The 20,334-nt window shown below is 53.9% G+C and carries 21 protein-coding genes; 9 read left to right on the forward strand and 12 right to left on the reverse strand.

Features of this window, described 5'->3' with window-relative positions; all coding sequences use genetic code 11:
- Positions 1 to 62: 62 nt before the first annotated feature.
- The 5 genes from fieF to DFO52_RS20960 all read left to right on the forward strand — a co-directional run bounded on the left by fieF (position 63) and on the right by DFO52_RS20960 (position 5,544).
- On the forward strand, positions 63 to 956 hold the full coding sequence (gene fieF / locus DFO52_RS20940) for a CDF family cation-efflux transporter FieF (RefSeq protein WP_023309697.1): 894 nt from the start codon (positions 63 to 65) through the stop codon (positions 954 to 956).
- A gap of 174 nt (positions 957 to 1,130) precedes the next feature.
- Positions 1,131 to 2,093: a 6-phosphofructokinase gene (pfkA, locus tag DFO52_RS20945; protein WP_023309696.1), complete on the forward strand. Its 963-nt coding sequence runs from the start codon at positions 1,131 to 1,133 to the stop codon at positions 2,091 to 2,093.
- Positions 2,094 to 2,325: 232 nt separating this feature from the next.
- Positions 2,326 to 3,315, forward strand: coding sequence for a sulfate ABC transporter substrate-binding protein (locus DFO52_RS20950; protein WP_029741703.1), 990 nt, complete (start codon positions 2,326 to 2,328; stop codon positions 3,313 to 3,315).
- A gap of 107 nt (positions 3,316 to 3,422) precedes the next feature.
- Positions 3,423 to 4,166, forward strand: coding sequence for a CDP-diacylglycerol diphosphatase (locus DFO52_RS20955; protein ID WP_133551128.1), 744 nt, complete (start codon positions 3,423 to 3,425; stop codon positions 4,164 to 4,166).
- Between the two features lie 73 nt (positions 4,167 to 4,239).
- The gene (locus DFO52_RS20960; protein WP_133551129.1) at positions 4,240 to 5,544 is read left to right on the forward strand and encodes an SLC13 family permease; all 1,305 of its coding nucleotides are present in this window, start codon (positions 4,240 to 4,242) and stop codon (positions 5,542 to 5,544) included.
- 48 nt (positions 5,545 to 5,592) lie between these two features.
- Here DFO52_RS20960 and tpiA read toward each other — a convergent pair whose 3' ends face one another.
- Both tpiA and DFO52_RS20970 read right to left on the reverse strand, forming a co-directional pair.
- The gene (gene tpiA / locus DFO52_RS20965; RefSeq protein ID WP_014172206.1) at positions 5,593 to 6,360 is read right to left on the reverse strand and encodes a triose-phosphate isomerase; all 768 of its coding nucleotides are present in this window, start codon (positions 6,358 to 6,360) and stop codon (positions 5,593 to 5,595) included.
- A gap of 111 nt (positions 6,361 to 6,471) precedes the next feature.
- Positions 6,472 to 7,068 carry a DUF1454 family protein gene (locus tag DFO52_RS20970; RefSeq protein ID WP_023309692.1) on the reverse strand — a complete coding sequence of 199 codons (597 nt, stop codon included), beginning with the start codon at positions 7,066 to 7,068 and terminating at the stop codon, positions 6,472 to 6,474.
- A gap of 112 nt (positions 7,069 to 7,180) precedes the next feature.
- On the opposite strand from DFO52_RS20970, the gene DFO52_RS20975 reads away from it, so the two are divergent.
- A complete protein-coding gene (locus DFO52_RS20975) occupies positions 7,181 to 7,600 on the forward strand; it encodes a DUF805 domain-containing protein (protein WP_023293600.1) in 420 nt (139 codons plus the stop codon).
- Here the strand turns inward: DFO52_RS20975 and fpr are convergent, their stop codons facing one another.
- Positions 7,601 to 8,347: a ferredoxin--NADP(+) reductase gene (gene fpr / locus DFO52_RS20980; RefSeq protein ID WP_029739198.1), complete on the reverse strand. Its 747-nt coding sequence runs from the start codon at positions 8,345 to 8,347 to the stop codon at positions 7,601 to 7,603. It lies immediately after the preceding gene.
- A 96-nt stretch (positions 8,348 to 8,443) separates the two neighbouring features.
- The gene (gene glpX / locus DFO52_RS20985; protein ID WP_029739197.1) at positions 8,444 to 9,454 is read right to left on the reverse strand and encodes a class II fructose-bisphosphatase; all 1,011 of its coding nucleotides are present in this window, start codon (positions 9,452 to 9,454) and stop codon (positions 8,444 to 8,446) included.
- A gap of 170 nt (positions 9,455 to 9,624) precedes the next feature.
- On the opposite strand from glpX, the gene DFO52_RS20990 reads away from it, so the two are divergent.
- Both DFO52_RS20990 and DFO52_RS20995 read left to right on the forward strand, forming a co-directional pair.
- Positions 9,625 to 9,840: a hypothetical protein gene (locus tag DFO52_RS20990; RefSeq protein WP_133551130.1), complete on the forward strand. Its 216-nt coding sequence runs from the start codon at positions 9,625 to 9,627 to the stop codon at positions 9,838 to 9,840.
- Positions 9,841 to 9,895: 55 nt separating this feature from the next.
- Positions 9,896 to 11,485 carry an anti-phage dCTP deaminase gene (locus DFO52_RS20995; RefSeq protein WP_071886582.1) on the forward strand — a complete coding sequence of 530 codons (1,590 nt, stop codon included), beginning with the start codon at positions 9,896 to 9,898 and terminating at the stop codon, positions 11,483 to 11,485.
- A 40-nt stretch (positions 11,486 to 11,525) separates the two neighbouring features.
- On the opposite strand, the gene glpK is transcribed toward DFO52_RS20995, so the two are convergent.
- Together glpK and DFO52_RS21005 are read right to left on the reverse strand one after the other, a co-directional pair.
- On the reverse strand, positions 11,526 to 13,034 hold the full coding sequence (glpK, locus tag DFO52_RS21000; RefSeq protein WP_029739196.1) for a glycerol kinase GlpK: 1,509 nt from the start codon (positions 13,032 to 13,034) through the stop codon (positions 11,526 to 11,528).
- Positions 13,035 to 13,055: 21 nt separating this feature from the next.
- On the reverse strand, positions 13,056 to 13,901 hold the full coding sequence (locus DFO52_RS21005; RefSeq protein WP_014885705.1) for an MIP/aquaporin family protein: 846 nt from the start codon (positions 13,899 to 13,901) through the stop codon (positions 13,056 to 13,058).
- Between the two features lie 399 nt (positions 13,902 to 14,300).
- On the opposite strand from DFO52_RS21005, the gene zapB reads away from it, so the two are divergent.
- Positions 14,301 to 14,540, forward strand: coding sequence for a septal ring assembly protein ZapB (gene zapB / locus DFO52_RS21010; protein ID WP_010436935.1), 240 nt, complete (start codon positions 14,301 to 14,303; stop codon positions 14,538 to 14,540).
- 84 nt (positions 14,541 to 14,624) lie between these two features.
- Here the strand turns inward: zapB and rraA are convergent, their stop codons facing one another.
- The 6 genes from rraA to cytR form a co-directional block, all read right to left on the reverse strand.
- A complete protein-coding gene (gene rraA / locus DFO52_RS21015) occupies positions 14,625 to 15,110 on the reverse strand; it encodes a ribonuclease E activity regulator RraA (protein ID WP_023309687.1) in 486 nt (161 codons plus the stop codon).
- A gap of 92 nt (positions 15,111 to 15,202) precedes the next feature.
- Positions 15,203 to 16,123: a 1,4-dihydroxy-2-naphthoate polyprenyltransferase gene (gene menA, locus DFO52_RS21020; RefSeq protein WP_033146936.1), complete on the reverse strand. Its 921-nt coding sequence runs from the start codon at positions 16,121 to 16,123 to the stop codon at positions 15,203 to 15,205.
- 68 nt (positions 16,124 to 16,191) lie between these two features.
- On the reverse strand, positions 16,192 to 17,526 hold the full coding sequence (gene hslU, locus DFO52_RS21025; RefSeq protein WP_023309685.1) for an HslU--HslV peptidase ATPase subunit: 1,335 nt from the start codon (positions 17,524 to 17,526) through the stop codon (positions 16,192 to 16,194).
- 9 nt (positions 17,527 to 17,535) lie between these two features.
- A complete protein-coding gene (gene hslV, locus DFO52_RS21030) occupies positions 17,536 to 18,066 on the reverse strand; it encodes an ATP-dependent protease subunit HslV (RefSeq protein ID WP_008501802.1) in 531 nt (176 codons plus the stop codon).
- Between the two features lie 94 nt (positions 18,067 to 18,160).
- Positions 18,161 to 19,159: a cell division protein FtsN gene (ftsN, locus tag DFO52_RS21035; RefSeq protein WP_133551131.1), complete on the reverse strand. Its 999-nt coding sequence runs from the start codon at positions 19,157 to 19,159 to the stop codon at positions 18,161 to 18,163.
- Between the two features lie 93 nt (positions 19,160 to 19,252).
- Entirely contained in the window at positions 19,253 to 20,278 is a 1,026-nt protein-coding gene (gene cytR, locus DFO52_RS21040; RefSeq protein ID WP_023309683.1) for a DNA-binding transcriptional regulator CytR, read from the reverse strand.
- Positions 20,279 to 20,334 lie beyond the last annotated feature (56 nt).

Consider the following 20,334-nt stretch of genomic DNA (forward strand, 5'->3'; position numbering starts at 1 on the left):
TATTCATCCTTAGACTCCCCATGCTTCCGTTATACTAGCGGCATGACATGACAGGAGCGTTTATGAATCAATCCTATGGAAGACTGGTAAGCCGGGCCGCCATTGCGGCGACCGTCATGGCCTCCAGCCTGTTGCTGATTAAAATCTTTGCCTGGTGGTACACCGGCTCGGTCAGTATTCTGGCGGCGCTGGTGGACTCGCTGATGGACATTGCCGCCTCGTTGACCAACCTGCTGGTGGTGCGTTACTCGCTGCAGCCAGCGGATGAAGAGCACACATTTGGGCACGGCAAAGCGGAGTCGCTGGCCGCGCTGGCGCAAAGTATGTTCATTTCCGGCTCTGCGCTGTTCCTGTTTTTAACCGGCATTCAGCATCTCGTTTCGCCGACACCGATGAACGATCCCGGCGTGGGCGTAGTTGTGACGATCGTTGCCCTTATATGCACACTTGTTCTGGTAACGTTCCAGCGCTGGGTTGTTCGCAAAACGCAAAGTCAGGCTGTACGGGCGGATATGCTTCATTATCAATCTGATGTTATGATGAATGGGGCTATTCTTATTGCGCTCGGTCTGGCCTGGTATGGCTGGCATCGCGCCGATGCGTTATTTGCGTTAGGGATTGGTATCTATATTTTATATAGCGCCCTGCGGATGGGGTATGAAGCGGTGCAATCACTGCTTGACCGCGCCCTCCCGGACTCAGAACGTAATGAAATTTTTTCTATCGTGACCTCCTGGCCCGGCGTCAGCGGTGCACACGATCTTCGAACGCGGCAGTCAGGGCCGACCCGCTTTATTCAGATTCATATTGAAATGGAAGACAACCTGCCACTGGTTCAGGCTCACGTTATTGCTGAGCAGGTCGAGCAGGCGATTTTGCAGCGTTTTCCTGGTTCAGACGTCATCATTCACCAGGATCCCTGCTCGGTTGTACCCGGTCATGTTGGGCTTTCGTAATTCGTTGTAAAAAAGTGAGCCAGGCCAGCATTTTGTGTATAAATTACCGCCGTTTGGTCTGACCTGAATCAATTCAGCTGGAAGGGATTGATATACTATTTGCAGTATTCGTTGGTCGATAAGTTTCTTCCGGCAACAGATTTCAATTTTGCATTCCTAAGTTCAGAGGTAGTCATGATTAAGAAAATCGGTGTGTTGACAAGCGGCGGTGATGCGCCGGGCATGAACGCGGCAATTCGTGGTGTTGTCCGTGCAGCGCTGACGGAAGGCCTGGAAGTTTTTGGCGTTTATGACGGTTATCTGGGCCTGTATGAAGATCGTATGGTTCAGCTCGACCGTTACAGCGTGTCTGACATGATCAACCGTGGCGGCACTTTCCTCGGTTCCGCGCGCTTCCCGGAATTCCGTGATGAACACGTTCGTGAAGTGGCTATCGAAAACATGAAGAAACGCGGTCTGGACGCCCTGGTGGTTATCGGTGGTGACGGCTCCTACATGGGTGCAAAACGTCTGACCGAAATGGGCTTCCCGTGCATCGGTCTGCCGGGCACCATCGACAACGACATCAAAGGTACTGACTACACTATCGGCTTCTTTACTGCACTGGGAACCGTTGTTGAAGCGATTGACCGTCTGCGTGACACCTCGTCTTCTCACCAGCGTATCTCTATCGTTGAAGTAATGGGCCGTTACTGCGGCGACCTGACGCTGGCGGCAGCCATTGCGGGCGGTTGCGAATTTATCGTCGTGCCAGAAGTCGAATTTAGCCGTGAAGATCTGGTGGCTGAAATCAAAGCGGGCATCGCGAAGGGTAAAAAACACGCGATCGTGGCTATTACAGAGCACATCTGCGACGTTGACGAGCTGGCGAAGTACATCGAAGCCGAAACCAAACGCGAAACCCGCGCGACCGTACTGGGCCACATCCAGCGCGGCGGCTCCCCAGGCCCTTACGACCGTATTCTGGCGTCCCGTATGGGCGCGTACGCTATCGATCTGCTGCTGCAGGGTCACGGCGGCCGCTGCGTCGGTATTCAGAACGAAAAACTGGTTCACCATGACATCATCGACGCGATTGAAAACATGAAGCGTCCGTTCAAAGGTGACTGGCTGGACTGCGCGAAAAAACTGTACTGATCGGCTCTGTTGCCCGGTGGCGGCAAGGTAAATGCAAAACGGTAACCCAAGGGTTACCGTTTTTTTATGGTTGCTCCCTCTCCCGTGGGAGAGGGTTGGGGTGAGGGCATCAGGCCGCTCATCCACTTCTTTTATTCCACTAAGTTATAGCCAATCTTTTTTTATTCTTTAATCCGCGATTCGCTTTCTGGCACGCTGCATTCATCAAAACACTACACAAGAGAGCTGGGCGATGAATAAATGGGGCGTGGGTTTAACATTATTGCTGGCATCGACCAGCGTTCTGGCTAAGGATATCCAGTTACTGAACGTGTCATACGACCCGACGCGTGAACTGTACGAGCAATACAACAAAGCGTTCGCGGCACACTGGAAGCAGGAAACCGGCGACAACGTGGTGGTTCGCCAGTCTCACGGTGGTTCTGGTAAGCAGGCGACCTCCGTCATCAACGGGATTGAAGCCGACGTGGTGACCCTGGCGCTGGCCTACGATGTCGACGCTATCGCCGAGCGTGGCCGCATCGACAAAAACTGGATCAAACGCCTGCCGGATAACTCCGCGCCCTACACCTCGACCATCGTCTTCCTGGTGCGTAAAGGAAACCCGAAACAAATTAAAGACTGGAACGACCTGATCAAACCGGGCGTTTCTGTCATTACCCCGAACCCGAAAAGCTCCGGCGGCGCTCGCTGGAACTACCTGGGCGCGTGGGGTTATGCACTGCACCACAACAATGGCGACCAGGCCAAAGCGCAGGAATTCGTGAAGGCGCTGTATAAAAACGTTGAGGTGCTGGACTCCGGCGCGCGTGGCGCCACCAACACCTTCGTCGAGCGCGGGATTGGCGACGTGCTGATCGCATGGGAAAACGAAGCCCTGCTGGCCACCAACGAGCTGGGCAAAGACAAGTTCGAGATTGTGACCCCAAGCGAGTCTATTCTTGCCGAGCCGACTGTTTCCGTGGTCGACAAAGTGGTTGAGAAAAAAGATACCAAAGCGGTGGCGGAAGCCTATCTGAAGTATCTGTACTCGCCGGAAGGCCAGGAAATTGCGGCGAAAAACTTCTATCGTCCACGCGATCCGGCCGTTGCGAAGAAATACGAAAGCGTATTCCCTAAACTGAAACTCTTCACCATTGATGACGAGTTCGGCGGCTGGACCAAAGCGCAGAAAGAGCACTTCTCTAACGGTGGCACTTTCGACCAGATCAGCCAGCGCTAACCACTAGCCAATGGCACGGTAACCCGGCGTGAGAAATCCGCCGGGTTTTTTATTTGGTCATCATTTTGCGTTACTCTTTTGCCTCTATTGAAAACAGGGAACGCGTTGTGAAAAAAATTATCTTATTGATCCTCATTGTCATCGCCCTTGCCGCTGGCGGCGTGTACTGGATGAAGGCGGGTAATCCGAATGCGTTGCGCCATATCGTTCTCGACCAGTGTTTGCCGAATCAGATCCAGAACCGTAACCCGGCACCCTGCGCGCAGGTGAAAACGGATGCAGGCTATGTGGTATTTAAAGATCGCAACGGGCCGCTGCAATACCTGCTGATGCCGACATATCGCATCAACGGCACCGAGAGCCCGCTATTGACCGAAGCTCATACGCCGAACTTTTTCTGGCTGGCGTGGCAGTCGCGCAGCTTTATGACCCTGAAGCGTGGATCCGAGGTGCCTGACAGCGCCATTTCGCTGACGATTAACTCCCCGACAGGGCGCACGCAGAACCATTTCCATATTCATATCTCCTGCCTGCGCCCGGACGTGCGCGAGAAGCTCAACGCGGCACAGGGAGAAATCAGCACCCAGTGGCTGCCTCTTCCCGGGGGGCTGGAAGGACATGAGTATCTTGCTCGCCGCGTGACGGAGAATGAACTGGTCCAGCGCAGCCCGTTTATGATGCTGGCGGAAGAGCTGCCGGAAGCGCGCGACCATATGGGGCGCTTTGCCCTGGCGATGGCGCAGCAGTCGGACGGCTCTTTTGTTTTGCTGGCGACCGAGCGTAACCTGCTCACGCTTAACCGCGCGTCTGCGGAGGAACTGCAGGATCATCAATGCACTATCCTGAAGTAACCCCACCATAAATCGCGTTTACTCGGGCTGCCTGTCACCGTAGACTTGCTGAAAAATTCTACAGGAGACAGGTATGTCGCTCTGGTTAACGCATCCTCTGCTGCTGCCCTCACTGATCGTTGGCGTCACCATCGTGCTGTGGGCGACGTCGCTATTGCCGGAATTTATCACCGCGCTGATGTTCTTCACGGCGGCGATGACCGCCAGAATCGCCCCGCCGGAGGTCATCTTCGGCGGTTTTGCCTCGTCGGCTTTCTGGCTGGTCTTCAGCGGCTTTGTGCTCGGCGTGGCGATCCGTAAAACCGGACTGGCGGACAGGGCCGCCCGGGCGCTGTCGTCAAAGCTCACCGACTCCTGGGTGTTGATGGTGGCGAGCGTGGTGCTGCTGAGCTATGCGCTGGCGTTTGTGATGCCGTCGAACATGGGGCGTATTGCGCTGCTGATGCCGATTGTCGCGGCGATGGCAAAACGCGGCGGTATCGCCGACGGCTCCCGCGCCTGGTATGGGCTGGCGCTGGCCGTGGGGTTCGGGACTTTCCAGCTTTCGGCGACGATCCTGCCTGCAAACGTCCCCAATCTGGTAATGAGCGGTGCGGCGGAAGGCTCGTACGGTATCCATCTGAACTATGTCCCGTATCTGCTGCTGCACACGCCGGTGCTCGGTATTCTCAAAGGCCTGATCCTGATTGGCCTGATCTGCTGGCTATTTCCCGGTAGCCCGAAACCGCCGAAGGAACAGGCGCCGTCTGAGCCTATGGGGCGGGATGAAAAGCGTCTCGCCTGGCTGCTGGCGGTGGTGCTGGGGATGTGGGTGACGGAGAGCTGGCACGGCGTGGGGCCCGCGTGGACGGGGCTGGCGGCGTCGATCGTCGTCATGCTGCCGCGCGTTGGCTTTATCACCGGGGAAGAATTTTCAGCGGGCGTGAACATGCGCACCTGTATTTACGTCGCGGGTATTCTTGGGCTTGCGATCGTGGTAACGCAAACCGGTATCGGAACGGCAGTAGGTGAGGCGTTGCTACGCATTATGCCGCTGGATGCAGACAGACCGTTCACCAGTTTCCTGGCGCTGACCGGTATTACCACCGCGCTCAACTTCATTATGACCGCCAACGGCGTGCCGGCGCTGTACACCACGCTGGCGCAGAGCTTTTCGGACGCGACCGGTTTCCCGCTGCTGTCGGTGATCATGATTCAGGTGCTGGGCTATTCCACGCCGCTGCTGCCGTATCAGGCGTCTCCGATTGTGGTGGCGATGGGGTTAGGAAAGGTGCCTGCAAGGGCGGGGATGGTGCTCTGTCTGGCGCTGGCGATAGCGACCTATCTGGTACTGCTGCCGCTGGATTATCTGTGGTTTAGCGTGTTAGGTAGGTTGTAGGGGTTTTGTAGGGCGGGTAAGCGCAAGCGCCACCCGCCGCAAAGGCAATTACGCCTGTTTAGCCGCTTCTGCTGCCTTAACGATCACCGCGAAAGCGTCAGCTTTCAGGGATGCACCGCCAACCAGCGCGCCATCGATGTCTGGCTGGGTGAACAGCTCAGCAGCGTTGGAGGCGTTTACGGAACCGCCGTACTGAATAATCACTTGCTCAGCGACCTTCGCGTCGGCTTTAGCAATGTGGTCACGAATGAATTTGTGAACCGCCTGAGCCTGCGCAGGGGTTGCAGATTTGCCGGTACCGATCGCCCAGACTGGCTCGTATGCGATTACCGCGCCTTCGAACGCTGCCGCGCCCTGGGTTTTCAGCACTGCGTCGATCTGACGTGCGCACACTTCTTCGGTTTTGCCCGCTTCGTTTTCTGCTTCGGTTTCACCGATGCACAGAACCGGGATCAGACCCTGCTCTTTCAGCACGGCGAATTTCTTCGCGATGAACTCATCGGATTCTTTGTGATAGGTGCGACGCTCGGAGTGGCCGATGATGATGTATTTCGCGCCGATATCTTTCAGCATTTCAGCGGAGGTTTCACCGGTGAACGCGCCAGACAGGTTAACGTCAACGTTCTGCGCGCCCAGAATGATGTGGCTGCCGTCAGCGGCGTGTTTAGCCAGATCCAGGTACATATCCGGCGGAGCGATAGCAACCGCGCAGCCCGTCACGCCAGCCAGCTCTTTACGCAGGTTCGCAACCAGCTCGTTTACCATGTGGCGGCTGCCGTTCAGTTTCCAGTTACCCATCACTAAAGGATGTCGCATTTCAATTCTCCACGCTAAATAAGCGAATTAAGGAATATGGCCACCCTGTCGGGCAGCATGGTCTGTGAATCAGTATAGAGATTTTCCCTCGAAAGGCTTTGCTTTTTGTCATTAATTCGCCCCGCCGAGGGTGTCAGATAGTGCCAGCTTAATCGGTTCAACAGCGAAGGTCAGTCCTTTTTCGCCGTTGTCCGCCACAACATAGCGGATCGCGCCTTCGGTATCAGCGTAGTAACGCTTGTTTTTCCCGGCGGTAAGGAGTTTTTGCAGCTTTTGCTGACTTTGCTTTTTCGTCAGCGCAGGGGTAAAGGCCTGCAGTACCGCGCTCATGTACTCCAGCGCTTTCGCCTTCGCAGCTTTCTGCTCTGGCCCCTGTATCGGCAGCCAGGTGATTTGCATGCTTTTGATTTTTAACGTACCGCGCTCCAGCGCCGTAGAAGCATACAAATTCTCATTTATCTTGCTTGCCGCACGGGTCAGTGTGGGGGTATCCCGTGAGCCATCAATGGCACGAAACTCATCCAGCGGCAGCGTGGGGTTGGTCTGATTGAAGGTTTCACGAAACTGGCTGATGGACTGATCGAAGGACGGCGCGCCCGCCAGCAGATACGGTGCTGTGGTCGGGGCAGTGGTTTCGGCGGCGTGCAGGGGATAACCCGCGCTGAGCAGCGCTAAACACAGGAAAAGAGAACGTGCCGAACTTTTCATCAACATTGCCCCTGGCCGTAAGTGCTCATGATTAAAACGATATCTGGTCGGCTTGTCAAAAGGTCACAACTCCAGGGTAAAATGCGCGCTATACGATAATAAGGAACCTTACATGACCATACAGCAGTGGCTGTTTTCATTCAAAGGGCGTATTGGACGCCGTGATTTCTGGATCTGGATGGTGACGTGGGTTGTCGCCATGCTGCTTCTGTTTTTCGTTGCTTACAACGCCTGGCTGAGCACGCAAACGGCGGCCTTCGCGCTGGTCTGTCTGCTATGGCCAACGGCGGCGGTTGTCGTAAAACGGCTGCACGATCGCGGACGTTCCGGCGCGTGGGCATTTCTGATTATTCTGGCGTGGATGCTGGTGGCGGGAAACTGGGCGATGCTTCCGTCCATCCTGCCGTGGGTCGTGGGCAGGCTGCTGCCGTCGGTCATCTTCGTGATGATGATTGTCGATCTGGGCGCGTTTATTGGCACCCAGAGCGAAAATAAATACGGTAAAGACACCGTTGAGGTGAAATACCGCTGATCACCAGTAGTGTTCGGCGGTCATATGGCCCGGTCGGCGACGAAGGTGTTTCGTCATCTGCCGGGTATCCTTCAGAAGCTGCTGCGTGTCACGTACCATCTGCGGGTTGCCGCACAGCATGACGTGGCTGGTTTCAGCGTTCAGCGGCAAACCCACCGCGTCTTCCAGGGCGCCACTCTCAATTAACGCCGGCACGCGACCGGTAAGCGCTCCTGCTACGGTTTCGCGGCTGACCACCGTCTGAATCTTTAACTTCCCGCCGTACTGCTGTTCAAGCGCCTGCATCTGCGGCAAATAGCTCAGGTCTGCGGCGTAGCGCGCAGCGTGCACCAGCACGATGTTTTTAAAGCGCTCCAGATCTTTGCCGTACTGCAAAATAGAGAGATAAGGGCCGATGGCCGTACCGGTTGCCAGCATCCAGAGCGTGTCGCAGTCAGGGATCTCTTCAAGCACAAAGAAGCCTGCCGCTTCACTCACAATTTGCACCTCGTCGCCGGGCTTTAGGGCGGCAAGGCGCGGGCTGAGCTTACCGTCAGGAACGGTGACCAGATAGAACTCGAGGTCCGGGTTATCAGGTGCGTTAACGTAAGAGTAGGCGCGCTGCACGCGCTCGCCGTCGACGTCCAGCCCCAGCTTCGCAAATTGCCCGGCTTTAAACGGGTGAACGGGAGCATGTACGGTGAGACTAAATAGCGCATCGGTCCAGAACTGTACCTTTGTGACTTTACCTGTTACCCAGTCCGCCATGATCTTCTCCTGTGCTGTTTCTCTGTTCTATCTTCCGTACTTGTGGTGACAATTTCCAGCCCGTCAGGGCCGGAAAGCTCTATCGATCAAACGGTTTTACAGAATGTGCGTCTGCACGTCCGGGTCTTTGCGGTCGAGATAGTGGATAGACTGGATGCGCCGAATGGTGCGTGATTTACCGCGGATCAGCAGCGTTTCAGTGGTGGCCATATTACCCTTGCGGGTGATGCCGTCCAGCAGATCGCCTTTGGTGATGCCGGTCGCCGAGAAGACAACGTTATCGCTACGCGCCATCTCGTCCAGGGCCAGCACTTTATTGGCCTCGATGCCCATCGCTTCGCAGCGCGCCAGCTCGTTTTCCCCGATACGGCGGTTCTCTTCATTATCGCCTTTCACCTCATGGCGGGGCAGCAGACGGGCCTGCATATCGCCATCCAGCGCGCGGATCACTGCCGCGGAGACCACACCTTCCGGCGCGCCGCCGATGCCGTACAGCACGTCGACTTCGCTGTCCGGCATGCAGGTCAGGATCGAGGCGGCAACGTCACCGTCAGGGATAGCAAACACGCGCACGCCGAGCTTTTGCATCTGCGCGATGGTGGCGTCGTGGCGCGGTTTCGCCAGAATCGTCACGGTAAGTTCGCTAAGGGGTTTGCCCAGGGCTTTGGCGATGTTGTGCAGGTTCTCTTCCAGCGGCAGGCTAAGGTCGATTGCGCCCTTCGCGCCAGGACCGACAATCAGCTTTTCCATGTACATATCCGGCGCGTTGAGGAAGCAGCCCTTATCGCCCACGGCCATCACCGCTAAGGCATTGGCCTGACCCATCGCCGTCATACGGGTGCCTTCGATCGGGTCAACCGCGATATCTACGGCATCGCCTTTGCCGGTACCGACTTTTTCACCGATATAGAGCATCGGCGCTTCGTCGATCTCGCCTTCGCCGATCACGATGGTGCCGTCGATGTTGACCTGGTTAAGTACAATGCGCATGGCATGGACGGCTGCGCCGTCTGCGGTATTTTTGTCGCCACGACCCAGCCATTTATAGCCTGCAAGGGCGGCCGCTTCGGTGACGCGGGAAAACTCGATAGCAAGTTCACGTTTCATGAGGTACTCGTGCAATCAAAAGGAATTGCACGAAGTTTATCACGCAACTTTTGAATATGCCCATTTGATTTTTGTTTAATTTCAATGTGTTAAATTGTGTTGTTGTAATTATTTTCTGATGCGCTATTTTAGATAAACAGCTTAATTTTGATATTGACGTTGTGATAGGTATGCGTAAAATGCATGCAGATTTTATAGGGGGCAGCATGATTATCACTCTTAATACGAGCAAATCTACAACAACATCTAAAGACAAATCTGGTTCTTATTGTGCTCAAAGGGACGCTAAAGTACTTGATTTCGTGACGCCTGAAAAAAGCAAGAAGGTTGATGAAGATCAAGCAATTGCTGCGATACTTAAGCGAGCTCAATCACTGAAGTGGTGATCGCCGTTTAAGTCTTCTATATTGAAAGCTTCGATAACATTCGAGAGCTTTCATTATGTCTTCTAATACAGCAAAGAAAATACCTGCCTCCTTATCTACCACAAATTCTTCTTCAGAAGACTCTATTCAAACTATCGTTAACCGGCAATCAAAAGAATTAATTATTGCATTCTGTGGTCCTATCGGATCTGGGATCAAAGCCGTTCGTACAGCGTTTGAAAAGAACTTAAAGGACCTAGGATATATAGTTCACCATATACATATTAGCAGTTTAATGGATGTGGTAAATAAAAAACAATTAAGATTTAGTGACGCCTACGATAGATATATTGAAAAGCAAAAACAAGGCAATTTTCTGCGAGAAAAGTTCGGTTATCAAATAATGGCCGAAGCTGCGATCGCTAGTATTGCTGAGATAAAAGAGAAATCAAAACCTAAAGACACTTCTGAAACGCGATTCACAGGTAAGTTTGCTTATATAATAGATCAGTTGAAAAACCCTGCTGAAGTTGAGTTGTTACGATTAGTTTATCAGCATAATTTTTATTTAGTAGGTGTAGTTAGAAATGAATCTGAAAGAAAGAGAAATCTTAGAGATGAAGGCATTTCACCTCAAAATATTGATGATTTAATACACAGAGACAGAAAGAGCGGTGGAAATTCAGGGCAGCAAGTCGAAAAGACTATTTTAGATGCTGATTTCTTTATAAGAAATAATCAAAGTCATTCTACTCAGTTAAATCGTAAGGTAGAGCGTTTTCTCGGTTTAGTGCATGGAAAAAATGGCATAACGCCATCATTGCATGAAAAAGGCATGTTTAATGCTTTTAGCGCGTCGTTACTGTCAGCATGTCTTTCACGTCAGGTTGGGGCTGCAATAGTTGATAATATGGGGAATGTTTTATCCACAGGTAGAAATGATGTTCCTAGACCTGGTGGAGGGTTATATACATTTGAAGATGAAAATAAAGATTACAGGTGTATCCATAAAGGTGGAAAATGTTATAACGATCTTCATAAATCAAAAATAAAAGAAAAAATAGTTTACCTGATAACAAAAAAAATTGACGGAATTAGGTTAGAAACAGCATCGAAACCATTTGTTGAAAAATCAATTAGAGAATTATTGATTGAGAGTGATTTTATTGAATCATTATCTTCATCAATATATGAAAACTCTCCAATTAAATCATTGATAGAATACTCAAGAGCAATCCATGCTGAAATGGATGCTATTACAACTTTGGCTAGAACAGGTGATGCCTCAACGAAAGATAAAATTATGTTTACTACAACCTATCCTTGCCATAATTGTGCGCGGCATATCGTTGCGGCAGGTATTAGTAGTGTATATTATATCGAACCTTACGAAAAAAGTCTTGCCTTAGACCTTCATGATGATGCTATCAATGATATAAACATTGAAGATTGCAGAAAGGTTAATTTTATTCAATTTGAAGGTGTATCCCCTCGGCGATATACTAAATTTTTCTTCTCGACATCAGATAGAAAGGATCCTGAAGGTTTTGCATACCCCTTTGCGACAAAGTATGAGAATCATGCGGATTTTCAATTTATGGACAGTTATCAAGATATGGAAGATAAAATAACTGAAATTTACACAAAAAAAATTAATCCAGAATAATTGAAAATGGGTGGCCGGATATAGGCCACCCATTATCGCATTACTCTTCGTGATCTTCCCACGCCAGGGCGCGTTTCACCGCTTTTTTCCAGCCGCTGTAGCGGAAGTTACGCTCGGTGGTTTCGATGCCCGGACGGAACTCGCGTTCGATAACCGCTTTTTCCTGCAGCTCGTCCAGGTTCTGCCAGAAGCCTACCGCCAGACCGGCAAGGTACGCCGCGCCCAGCGCCGTCACTTCACGCACTTCAGGGCGCTCAACGCGGGTGCCGAGAATGTCGGACTGGAACTGCATCAGGAAGTTATTCGCTACCGCACCGCCGTCCACGCGCAGGGCGTGCAGACGAATGCCGGAATCAGCCTGCATCGCTTCCAGCACGTCGCGCGTCTGATAGGCGATGGATTCGAGAGTAGCGCGAATAATGTGGTTAGAGTTCACACCGCGCGTCAGGCCGAAAATTGCGCCACGTGCATACGGATCCCAGTACGGTGCGCCCAGACCGGTGAACGCAGGCACCACGTACACACCGTTGGTGTCTTTCACTTTGGTCGCGAAGTACTCGGAGTCGAACGCATCGCTGATCAGCTTCATTTCGTCGCGCAGCCACTGAATGGATGCACCCGCCATGAACACCGCACCTTCCAGCGCATAGTTCACTTCGCCGCGCGGGCCGCAGGCGATGGTGGTCAGCAGGCCGTTTTCTGATTTCACCGCCTTTTCGCCGGTGTTCATCAGCATAAAGCAGCCGGTGCCGTAGGTGTTCTTCGCCATCCCTTCCTTGACGCACAGCTGGCCAAACAGCGCCGCCTGCTGGTCACCGGCGATACCGGCGATAGGAATACGGGTGCCGCCTTTACCGCCGATGTTAGTCTGACCGTACACTTCTGAAGACTTACGCACTTCAGGCAGCATCGCGCGCGGAATGTCCAGCGCGTCCAGCATCTTGTCATCCCACTCCAGGGTGTTGATGTTGAACAGCATGGTACGTGAGGCGTTGGTGTAGTCGGTGACGTGAACGCGTCCCTGGGTCATTTTCCAGATAAGCCAGGTATCGACGGTACCGAACAGCAGCTCGCCGCGTTTAGCACGCTCGCGTGAACCTTCTACGTGGTCGAGGATCCATTTCACTTTGGTGCCGGAGAAATACGGGTCAACCACCAGACCGGTGGCGCTGCGCACGTACTCTTCCATACCGTCGCGCTTCAGCTGTTCGCAGATCTCGGATGTACGGCGGCACTGCCAGACAATGGCGTTGTAAATAGGCTTACCGGTTTCGCGTTCCCAGACCACGGTAGTTTCACGCTGGTTGGTGATACCAATCGCGGCAATCTCGTCGGAACTGATATCGGCTTTCGCCAGCACTTCAACCAGCGTGGAGCTTTGCGATGCCCAAATCTCCATCGGGTCGTGTTCTACCCAGCCTGGACGAGGATAAATTTGCTCAAATTCGCGCTGTGACACGCTGACGATGTTCGCGTCATGATCCATTACGACAGCGCGGGAGCTGGTAGTGCCCTGGTCGAGCGCAACGATATATTTTTTTTCGGTCATGGTATGTGTCCCGTAGTCAGATTACAGCGAAGCTTTTTGTTGTGCGGTAGAAGTCGTTTCCTTCTCCTCTTCCACACAGGTGTCGCACGGTAAGTGGCGACCAATTAATTTGCGGTAGCTAAACGCACCCAGCGCAGCCCCGACAACCGGCGCAAACAGCGGTACCAGGAAGTAAGGAATGTCTTTGCCGCCGGTGAAGGCCACGTCGCCCCAGCCAGCAATAAAGGCGAAGGCTTTTGGGCCGATATCACGTGCCGGGTTCATCGCGAAGCCGGTCAGCGGGCCCATGGATGCGCCAATCACCGCAATCAGCAAACCAATCAGCAGGGGTGCCAGCGGGCCGCGCGGAATGCCGTTTCCGTCGTCGGTCAGCGCCAGGATAACGCCCATCAGAATAGCGGTAATCACCATTTCAACTGCGAACGCCTGCACAAAATTGATATGCGGGTTAGGGTAGGTTGAGAAGATGCCTGCCAGATCCAGACTTTCGACGCTGCCGCGTACCATATGATGCGTCTGTTCGAAGTCGATGAAAAGATTATAATAAAGCCCGTAAACTAACGCCGCTGCGCAAAACGCGCCGGCAAACTGAGAAAGAATGAAAGGAACTACTTTGCGTCCGTCAAAGCACGCGAACAGCCACAGTGCGATTGTCACCGCCGGGTTAAGATGTGCACCAGAAACCCCTGCAGTCAGGTAGATGGCCATCGCCACGCCCAGACCCCAGATGATACTGATTTCCCACTGACCAAAACTGGCACCCGCCACTTTCAGTGCAGCAACACAGCCCACTCCGAAGAATATCAACAACCCGGTACCAAGGAACTCGGCAATGCACTGGCCTTTTAAGGTTGATGTCTGACTCATAATCGGAATCCTGAAGAAATTGATGTTTATTGTTAGCATGGCCGCCCGTGACAGCCACGATGCCCTGTAGACATAGTGTTAATTTATCGTTAACGAGCAAAAACGAGAAATATCGAAATCAAAATGTGTGGTCTGCGTCAATAAAATGAGCGTTTTCGCGCCATAAAGCACATTTTTGCATCAGTACAGGAATGTGAGCTGAATCATTTCATTAACGAATCAGTTAACAATTAAGGGGTATATGACGCGAACACACCAGGACCAGACCTAAAAGTGTTGCAAACCGCGATCTGCGCGGTGTGTCGCTGGACACAGAGCGCCGCGCTCCATACAATCGACGGTATATGTCGTGCGCGTTTATGTTAAAGCGTCGCCTTGCAATTCAGGAGAGGTAGCATCATGTCTTTAGAAGTGTTTGAGAAACTGGAATCGAAAGTACAGCAGGCGATTGACACCATCACCCTGCTGCAGATGGAAATTGAAGAGCTGAAAGAAAAGAACAACAGCCTGGCGCAGGAAGTTCAGAACGCTCAGCACGGCCGCGAAGAACTGGAGCGCGAAAACAACCAGCTGCGCGAACAGCAGAACGGCTGGCAGGATCGCCTGCAGGCGCTGCTGGGACGTATGGAAGAAGTCTAATTTCTCTCGGGAAATACAGATGAAATAAGCCGGGTAAGGCGTCGCCGCCACCCGGCTTTTTTTATGGTTCTCGCTGACTTTTTACTACTCGATATCCAGCGGGTCTTCGGAAAGGATAATGCCGGTATTATCGGCGTAGAGATGGTCCCCGGAGAAGAAGGTCACGCCGCCGAAATTGACGCGCACGTCGCTTTCGCCGATACCGTCACCTGCCGCCCCTACCGGTATGGCCGCGATGGCCTGAATCCCGATATCCAGGTCTTCCAGATCGTCCACCTGACGCACGGAACCGTACACCACAAGGCCTTCCCACTCATTCTGGACGGCAATGCCGGCCAGTTCAGCATCAATTAATGCACGGCGCACGGAACCGCCGCCGTCGACCACAAGAACGCGGCCGCGGCCATTCTGTTCGAGCAGATCGTACAGCAACCCGTTGTCCTCGAAACATTTCACCGTGACGATTTGACCGCCAAACGACGACCTCCCACCAAAGTTGGAGAACAGCGGTTCAACGACGTTGACATCTTCCTGGTAGATGTCACAAAGCTCGGAGGTATCGTATTTCATAGGTTTAACGCTCAGTTGCTGCGAATGTGTTCAGTATATCGTGCGAAATGCGTTGTTGGCAAAATCATCAATTGTTAATTGATATTTGTCAGCTAACGCAGCGTCTGGCTTAAAACAATCCCGATGACGAACAACAGGTTAGTCAGCAGCGCACCTTTTACCGTGCGCTCCAGCATTGGCGGCATGGCGGACGGGCTGAGTTCACGCATCACAAAGCGGGCCTGCTTAATCAGCAGCGGCGCGGCAAGTACAAACAGCCAGCCCCACAGGCTCTGCAAGGAAATCAGGTTAAACAGCGCCAGGCAAACCAGCGCGCCAATGAGCAGACAGGCGTGATAGCGGCGCGCATTGACCGGCCCCAGACGCACCGCCAGGGTGTTTTTGCCGTTCTCGCGATCGCTGTCGATGTCGCGCAGGTTGTTGATGTTGAGCACCGCCGTCGCCAGCAGACCGCAGGCGGTCGCGGGCAGGAACAGGGCAGGGATCACCGTATGCGCCTGCAGGTACCAGCTTCCCATCACGCTCAGCCAGCCGAAGAACACCAGTACGGAGATATCCCCGAGTCCAATATAACCGTAAGGACGCGTGCCGACGGTGTAGGTGATGGCCGCGATAATGGCCAGTAAACCCAGCACCAGGAAGCCAATGAAATCGCTGGTGGTCTTAGACGCCACCGTCACCAGCGCCAGGCCGGATACGCAGATCAGCACCACGGTGATAATCAGCGCGCGTTTCATCTGCGCCTGGGTAATCACCCCTTTCTGCATCCCGCGCAGTGGCCCTATGCGGTCCGGCTTGTCGCTGCCTTTTACCGCGTCGCCGTAGTCGTTGGCGAGATTGGAGAGAATTTGCAGCAGGCCCGCGGTAATCAATGCCAACGCGGCGACCAGCGGATCAAAATAACCCTGCCACCAGGCAAGGGCGGTGCCAACGATAATCGCGGCAAAGGCCAGAGGAAGCGTTTTAGGGCGCAGACTTTCGAGCCACGCCTGAGTACGGCTGATGTCAGTCATAAGTATTTAGCCAATAAAAATGGGGGCATTAGCCCCCATTAAACGTGATGAGAATCCAGTAACCGCGATTATAGGATAAAACGGCTCAGATCTTCATCTGCCACTAACGCATCCAGATGTTTACTCACATATTCTGCGTCAATGGTAACGGTTTGACCGTTAAGGTCGCTCGCGTCATAAGAGATATCTTCTACCAGGCGTTCCAGCACGGTATGCAGGCGACGCGCACCGATGTTCTCGGTGGTTTCGTTGACCTGCCATGCGGCCTGGGCAATACGCTTGATACCGTCTTCGGTGAACTCGAGGTTCACGCCTTCGGTCGCCATCAGCGCTTTGTACTGTACGGTAGCAGAGGCGTTTGGCTCGGTCAGGATACGTTCGAAATCTTCGGTGGTCAGCGCCTGCAGCTCAACGCGGATAGGCAGACGCCCCTGCAGTTCCGGGATCAGATCCGACGGGCTGGCAACCTGGAACGCACCGGAAGCGATAAACAGTATGTGGTCCGTTTTCACCATGCCGTGCTTGGTGGAGACGGTGCAGCCTTCAACCAGCGGCAGCAGGTCGCGCTGAACGCCTTCGCGGGATACATCCGGGCCGGAGCTGTTGCCGCCGCGCTTACAAATTTTGTCGATTTCGTCGATAAACACGATGCCGTGCTGCTCAACCGCGTCGATAGCGTCCTGCTTTAGCTCTTCCGGGTTTACCAGCTTTGCCGCTTCTTCTTCAATCAGCAGCTTCATCGCGTCTTTGATTTTCAGCTTACGCGCTTTCTGCTTCTGGCCGCCCAGGTTCTGGAACATGGACTGCAGCTGGCTGGTCATCTCTTCCATGCCCGGAGGCGCCATGATTTCCACACCCATTGGCGCGGCAGCGAGATCGATCTCAATCTCTTTGTCGTCCAGCTGGCCTTCACGCAGCTTCTTGCGGAAAGCCTGACGCGCAGCGGACGGTTCCGCCTGCTGCTCTGCCTGGCCCCAGTTGTTTTTTGCCGGTGGGATCAGCACGTCGAGAATGCGCTCTTCCGCCATCTCTTCCGCGCGGTAGCGGTTTTTCTCGATCGCCTGGACGCGCACCATTTTGATCGCCGAGTCGGTCAGATCGCGGATGATGGAGTCAACTTCTTTACCCACATAGCCCACTTCGGTGAACTTAGTGGCTTCAACTTTAATGAACGGCGCGTTAGCCAGCTTAGCCAGACGACGGGCGATTTCGGTTTTACCGACGCCGGTCGGGCCGATCATCAGAATGTTTTTCGGCGTCACTTCGTGGCGCAGCTCTTCGTCAAGCTGCATACGACGCCAGCGGTTACGCAGAGCGATAGCCACGGAACGCTTGGCGTTATCCTGGCCGATAATGTGTTTGTTCAGTTCGCTGACAATTTCGCGTGGGGTCATTTCAGACATGGGAGATCCTTACGCTTTGGAGGTCAATTCTTCGATGGTGTGGTTGTGGTTGGTATAAATGCAGATATCGCCTGCAATATCCAACGCCTTCACCGCGATATCACGCGCGTTCATGTCGGTATTCTCCAACAGCGCGCGGGCTGCAGCCTGGGCATAAGGGCCGCCAGAGCCGATGGCAATCAGGTCATTTTCCGGCTGAATCACGTCGCCGTTACCGGTGATGATTAGCGAGGCGGTTTCATCGGCTACGGCCAGCAGCGCTTCGAGCTTGCGCAGCATGCGGTCGGTACGCCAGTCTTTCGCCAGCTCAACGGCAGCTTTCACCAGATGACCCTGGTGCATTTCCAGTTTGCGTTCAAACAGTTCAAACAGCGTGAAGGCGTCCGCCGTGCCGCCTGCAAAACCGGCGATCACCTTGTCATTGTAGAGACGGCGCACTTTCTTCACGTTGCCTTTCATGACGGTATTACCCAGCGTGGCCTGGCCATCACCGGCGATTACCACATGGCCGTTACGGCGTACACTTACTATTGTTGTCACGAGCAGACCCCCTGGTTACAGAATCGGGAAACAGAAGCCCTGAGCCTGTGCTCAGGGCTGAATTAAATGATAGATGGGGGGGATTTTGGGGGTTTCAACCCCCGGAGGCGAGTCGAATGCAGTTTGTGTGGCCGGCGATTTTCAAACGCGAAATGGTGCCATCGGCATTTTCTTTGCCTTTGACCGGACCAATCACCACGCGATTCCAGCCGTTATTGGTGGTAATACGCGAATCAAACCCTTCAAAGGCCAGCTGAGCGCGTACCGTTTCCGCCTGCTCGGCGCCTTTGAACGAACCGCACTGCACCATCCAGCGGCGCTCGTCTTTTTTCTCTGCAGTCTGCTTCGGCGCTTCGGTCTCTTTAGTGACCGGCGCGGCCTGCTGCGTTTTCGGCTGCTGCGCGGTGGTATGCGCTGGCGTCTGGAGCAGATCCTGATACGGCTGAGCCGCCTGTTTTTGCGGCTGCGTTTTCGGCGGCTGTTGGACAGGCTGAGACTGCGCCGTACGCGTCTGCTGCTGGTATGGCTGTTCCGTTACCCGCGGCTGTGCTTTCGGCTGCTGCACCGGCTGGGTTTGCGCCCACTGCTGCTGTTGTTGCTGCTGCTGGATCTGCTGTTGCGCCTGACGTCGCTGCAGCGTTTGCTGACGCTGCGCCGGGGTCTGCTCATTCCACGGTACTTCGTTCAGCTGCGTGGGCTGCTGGCGCATATCGGCCTGCATTTGGGCCAGCAGCTGACGCTGTTCATCCGTCAGCTGATTCGCATTCTGCACTTCACCACCCGCAGAAGGTTCGGTTGGCGCACGCACCCCGGGCTGACGGCTTTCCAGCTCTTTGATATAGCGCCAGCGCTCTTCAGGCTTCGGAGGAAGGCCATTTCCGGCAACTTTACTGGCCTGAAGCGCCTCAGACTCTTCTTTTTTATGGTGCGTGATGAAGTACAGGCCACCAATAAAGGCGACGACTACAGCCGCAGCAATAGCGACCATTGCTGGCGAGACAGCAGGCAGGTTACGTTGCTTTTTCCTTGAGCTACTCTTTTTGCGTCGCGAAGGTGCCGGCTGGCCGCGACGTACATAATCTCGTTGTGCCACTATCGTTTCGCTGTATTTATTCGTTCGTCAGTCCGCCATGTTACTTAAGCGGCGGGGCTTTGACCAGATAAGGGTATCCGAAAGACGTTTACTTTAAGTCAATGCCTGGGTAGTGCCGCGGACAATCAGTTCGCAGTCCAGCAACCGCGAGCCGCTGCTAACTGTTTGACCGTGAAGCTGATCCAGCAGAAGCAGCATCGCTTCGCGGCCAATTTGATAGCGCGGCTGAGCGACCGTTGAGAGCGGCGGATCGCAAAATTCTGAAAGCGAAATATTGTCGAATCCGATGATCGATAAATCTTTCGGTATCCGCAGGCCGCGGCGTTTGGCGTACGATAATGCGCCCAGCGCCATCACGTCGCTGTGACAAAATACGGCGGTTGGCGGTTCAGGCAGGTCCAGAAGTTTCTCCAGCGCTTGTCCACCCGCGGCGAAGGTAAAGTCTCCGCGCGCAATGTAGTGCGGATCGACGGTGACGCCGGTACGGCGCAGCGCCTGTACGTAGCCCTGTAAGCGATAGTGACACAGCGGCATCTCTTCCGGCCCGGCAATACAGCCAATGCGCTTATGCCCCAGCTCCTGGAGATAGTTTACGGCGTTGAACGCGGCGGTGAGGTTATCAATGTGGACCGTCGGCAGCTCCAGCTCTGGCGCAAACTCGTTGGCCATCACCATCGGCGGTAAATTACGCTGCTCTTCAATGCTGGCATCAAAAGGCAGGCGAGAGCCAAGCAGCAGCATGCCGTCGATCTGCTTGGTGATAATGAGATCGATGAAGGTTTTTTCCTGCTGGTTCTGGTGAGCACAGTCGCCAATCAGCACCAGGTAACCCTGTTCCGCAGCGGTGACTTCAATACCGCGGATAATCTCGCTGAAGAAGGGGTCACAGATGTCCGGCACAATCACCAGAATGGTGCGCGACTCATTGCGTTTAACGTTACGCCCCATCGCCTGTGGGAAATAGCCCACTTCAAGCGCAGCCTGCTCCACCCGGTTACGGGTCGCCTGGGAGACTTTATCCGGGTTCATTAATGCGCGGGATACCGTTGCCGTAGAGACTTGTGCTTTCTGGGCAACGTCTTTCATGGTCGCCGGTGCAACCTCTTTCCTGGACTTCAACGTCTTCTCCTCGCCTGAACACCGAACTTCTGACATCACCATTTTTACAGATAGTT

It is taken from the genome of Enterobacter sp. AG326 (genome assembly GCF_004362415.1).
Lineage (GTDB): Bacteria > Pseudomonadota > Gammaproteobacteria > Enterobacterales > Enterobacteriaceae > Enterobacter > Enterobacter asburiae.

Bases quoted from the DNA above. Each gene is read 5' to 3' on its own strand.
- rraA (WP_023309687.1), bottom strand. From the start codon at position 15,110: ATGAAATACGATACCTCCGAGCTTTGTGACATCTACCAGGAAGATGTC.
- fpr (WP_029739198.1), bottom strand. From the start codon at position 8,347: ATGGCGGACTGGGTAACAGGTAAAGTCACAAAGGTACAGTTCTGGACC.
- DFO52_RS20950 (WP_029741703.1), top strand. From the start codon at position 2,326: ATGAATAAATGGGGCGTGGGTTTAACATTATTGCTGGCATCGACCAGC.
- zapB (WP_010436935.1), top strand. From the start codon at position 14,301: ATGTCTTTAGAAGTGTTTGAGAAACTGGAATCGAAAGTACAGCAGGCG.
- menA (WP_033146936.1), bottom strand. From the start codon at position 16,123: ATGACTGACATCAGCCGTACTCAGGCGTGGCTCGAAAGTCTGCGCCCT.
- pfkA (WP_023309696.1), top strand. From the start codon at position 1,131: ATGATTAAGAAAATCGGTGTGTTGACAAGCGGCGGTGATGCGCCGGGC.
- fieF (WP_023309697.1), top strand. From the start codon at position 63: ATGAATCAATCCTATGGAAGACTGGTAAGCCGGGCCGCCATTGCGGCG.
- glpX (WP_029739197.1), bottom strand. From the start codon at position 9,454: ATGAAACGTGAACTTGCTATCGAGTTTTCCCGCGTCACCGAAGCGGCC.
- DFO52_RS20990 (WP_133551130.1), top strand. From the start codon at position 9,625: ATGCGTAAAATGCATGCAGATTTTATAGGGGGCAGCATGATTATCACT.
- DFO52_RS21005 (WP_014885705.1), bottom strand. From the start codon at position 13,901: ATGAGTCAGACATCAACCTTAAAAGGCCAGTGCATTGCCGAGTTCCTT.
- tpiA (WP_014172206.1), bottom strand. From the start codon at position 6,360: ATGCGACATCCTTTAGTGATGGGTAACTGGAAACTGAACGGCAGCCGC.
- DFO52_RS20970 (WP_023309692.1), bottom strand. From the start codon at position 7,068: ATGAAAAGTTCGGCACGTTCTCTTTTCCTGTGTTTAGCGCTGCTCAGC.
- DFO52_RS20960 (WP_133551129.1), top strand. From the start codon at position 4,240: ATGTCGCTCTGGTTAACGCATCCTCTGCTGCTGCCCTCACTGATCGTT.
- glpK (WP_029739196.1), bottom strand. From the start codon at position 13,034: ATGACCGAAAAAAAATATATCGTTGCGCTCGACCAGGGCACTACCAGC.
- hslU (WP_023309685.1), bottom strand. From the start codon at position 17,526: ATGTCTGAAATGACCCCACGCGAAATTGTCAGCGAACTGAACAAACAC.
- DFO52_RS20975 (WP_023293600.1), top strand. From the start codon at position 7,181: ATGACCATACAGCAGTGGCTGTTTTCATTCAAAGGGCGTATTGGACGC.
- DFO52_RS20995 (WP_071886582.1), top strand. From the start codon at position 9,896: ATGTCTTCTAATACAGCAAAGAAAATACCTGCCTCCTTATCTACCACA.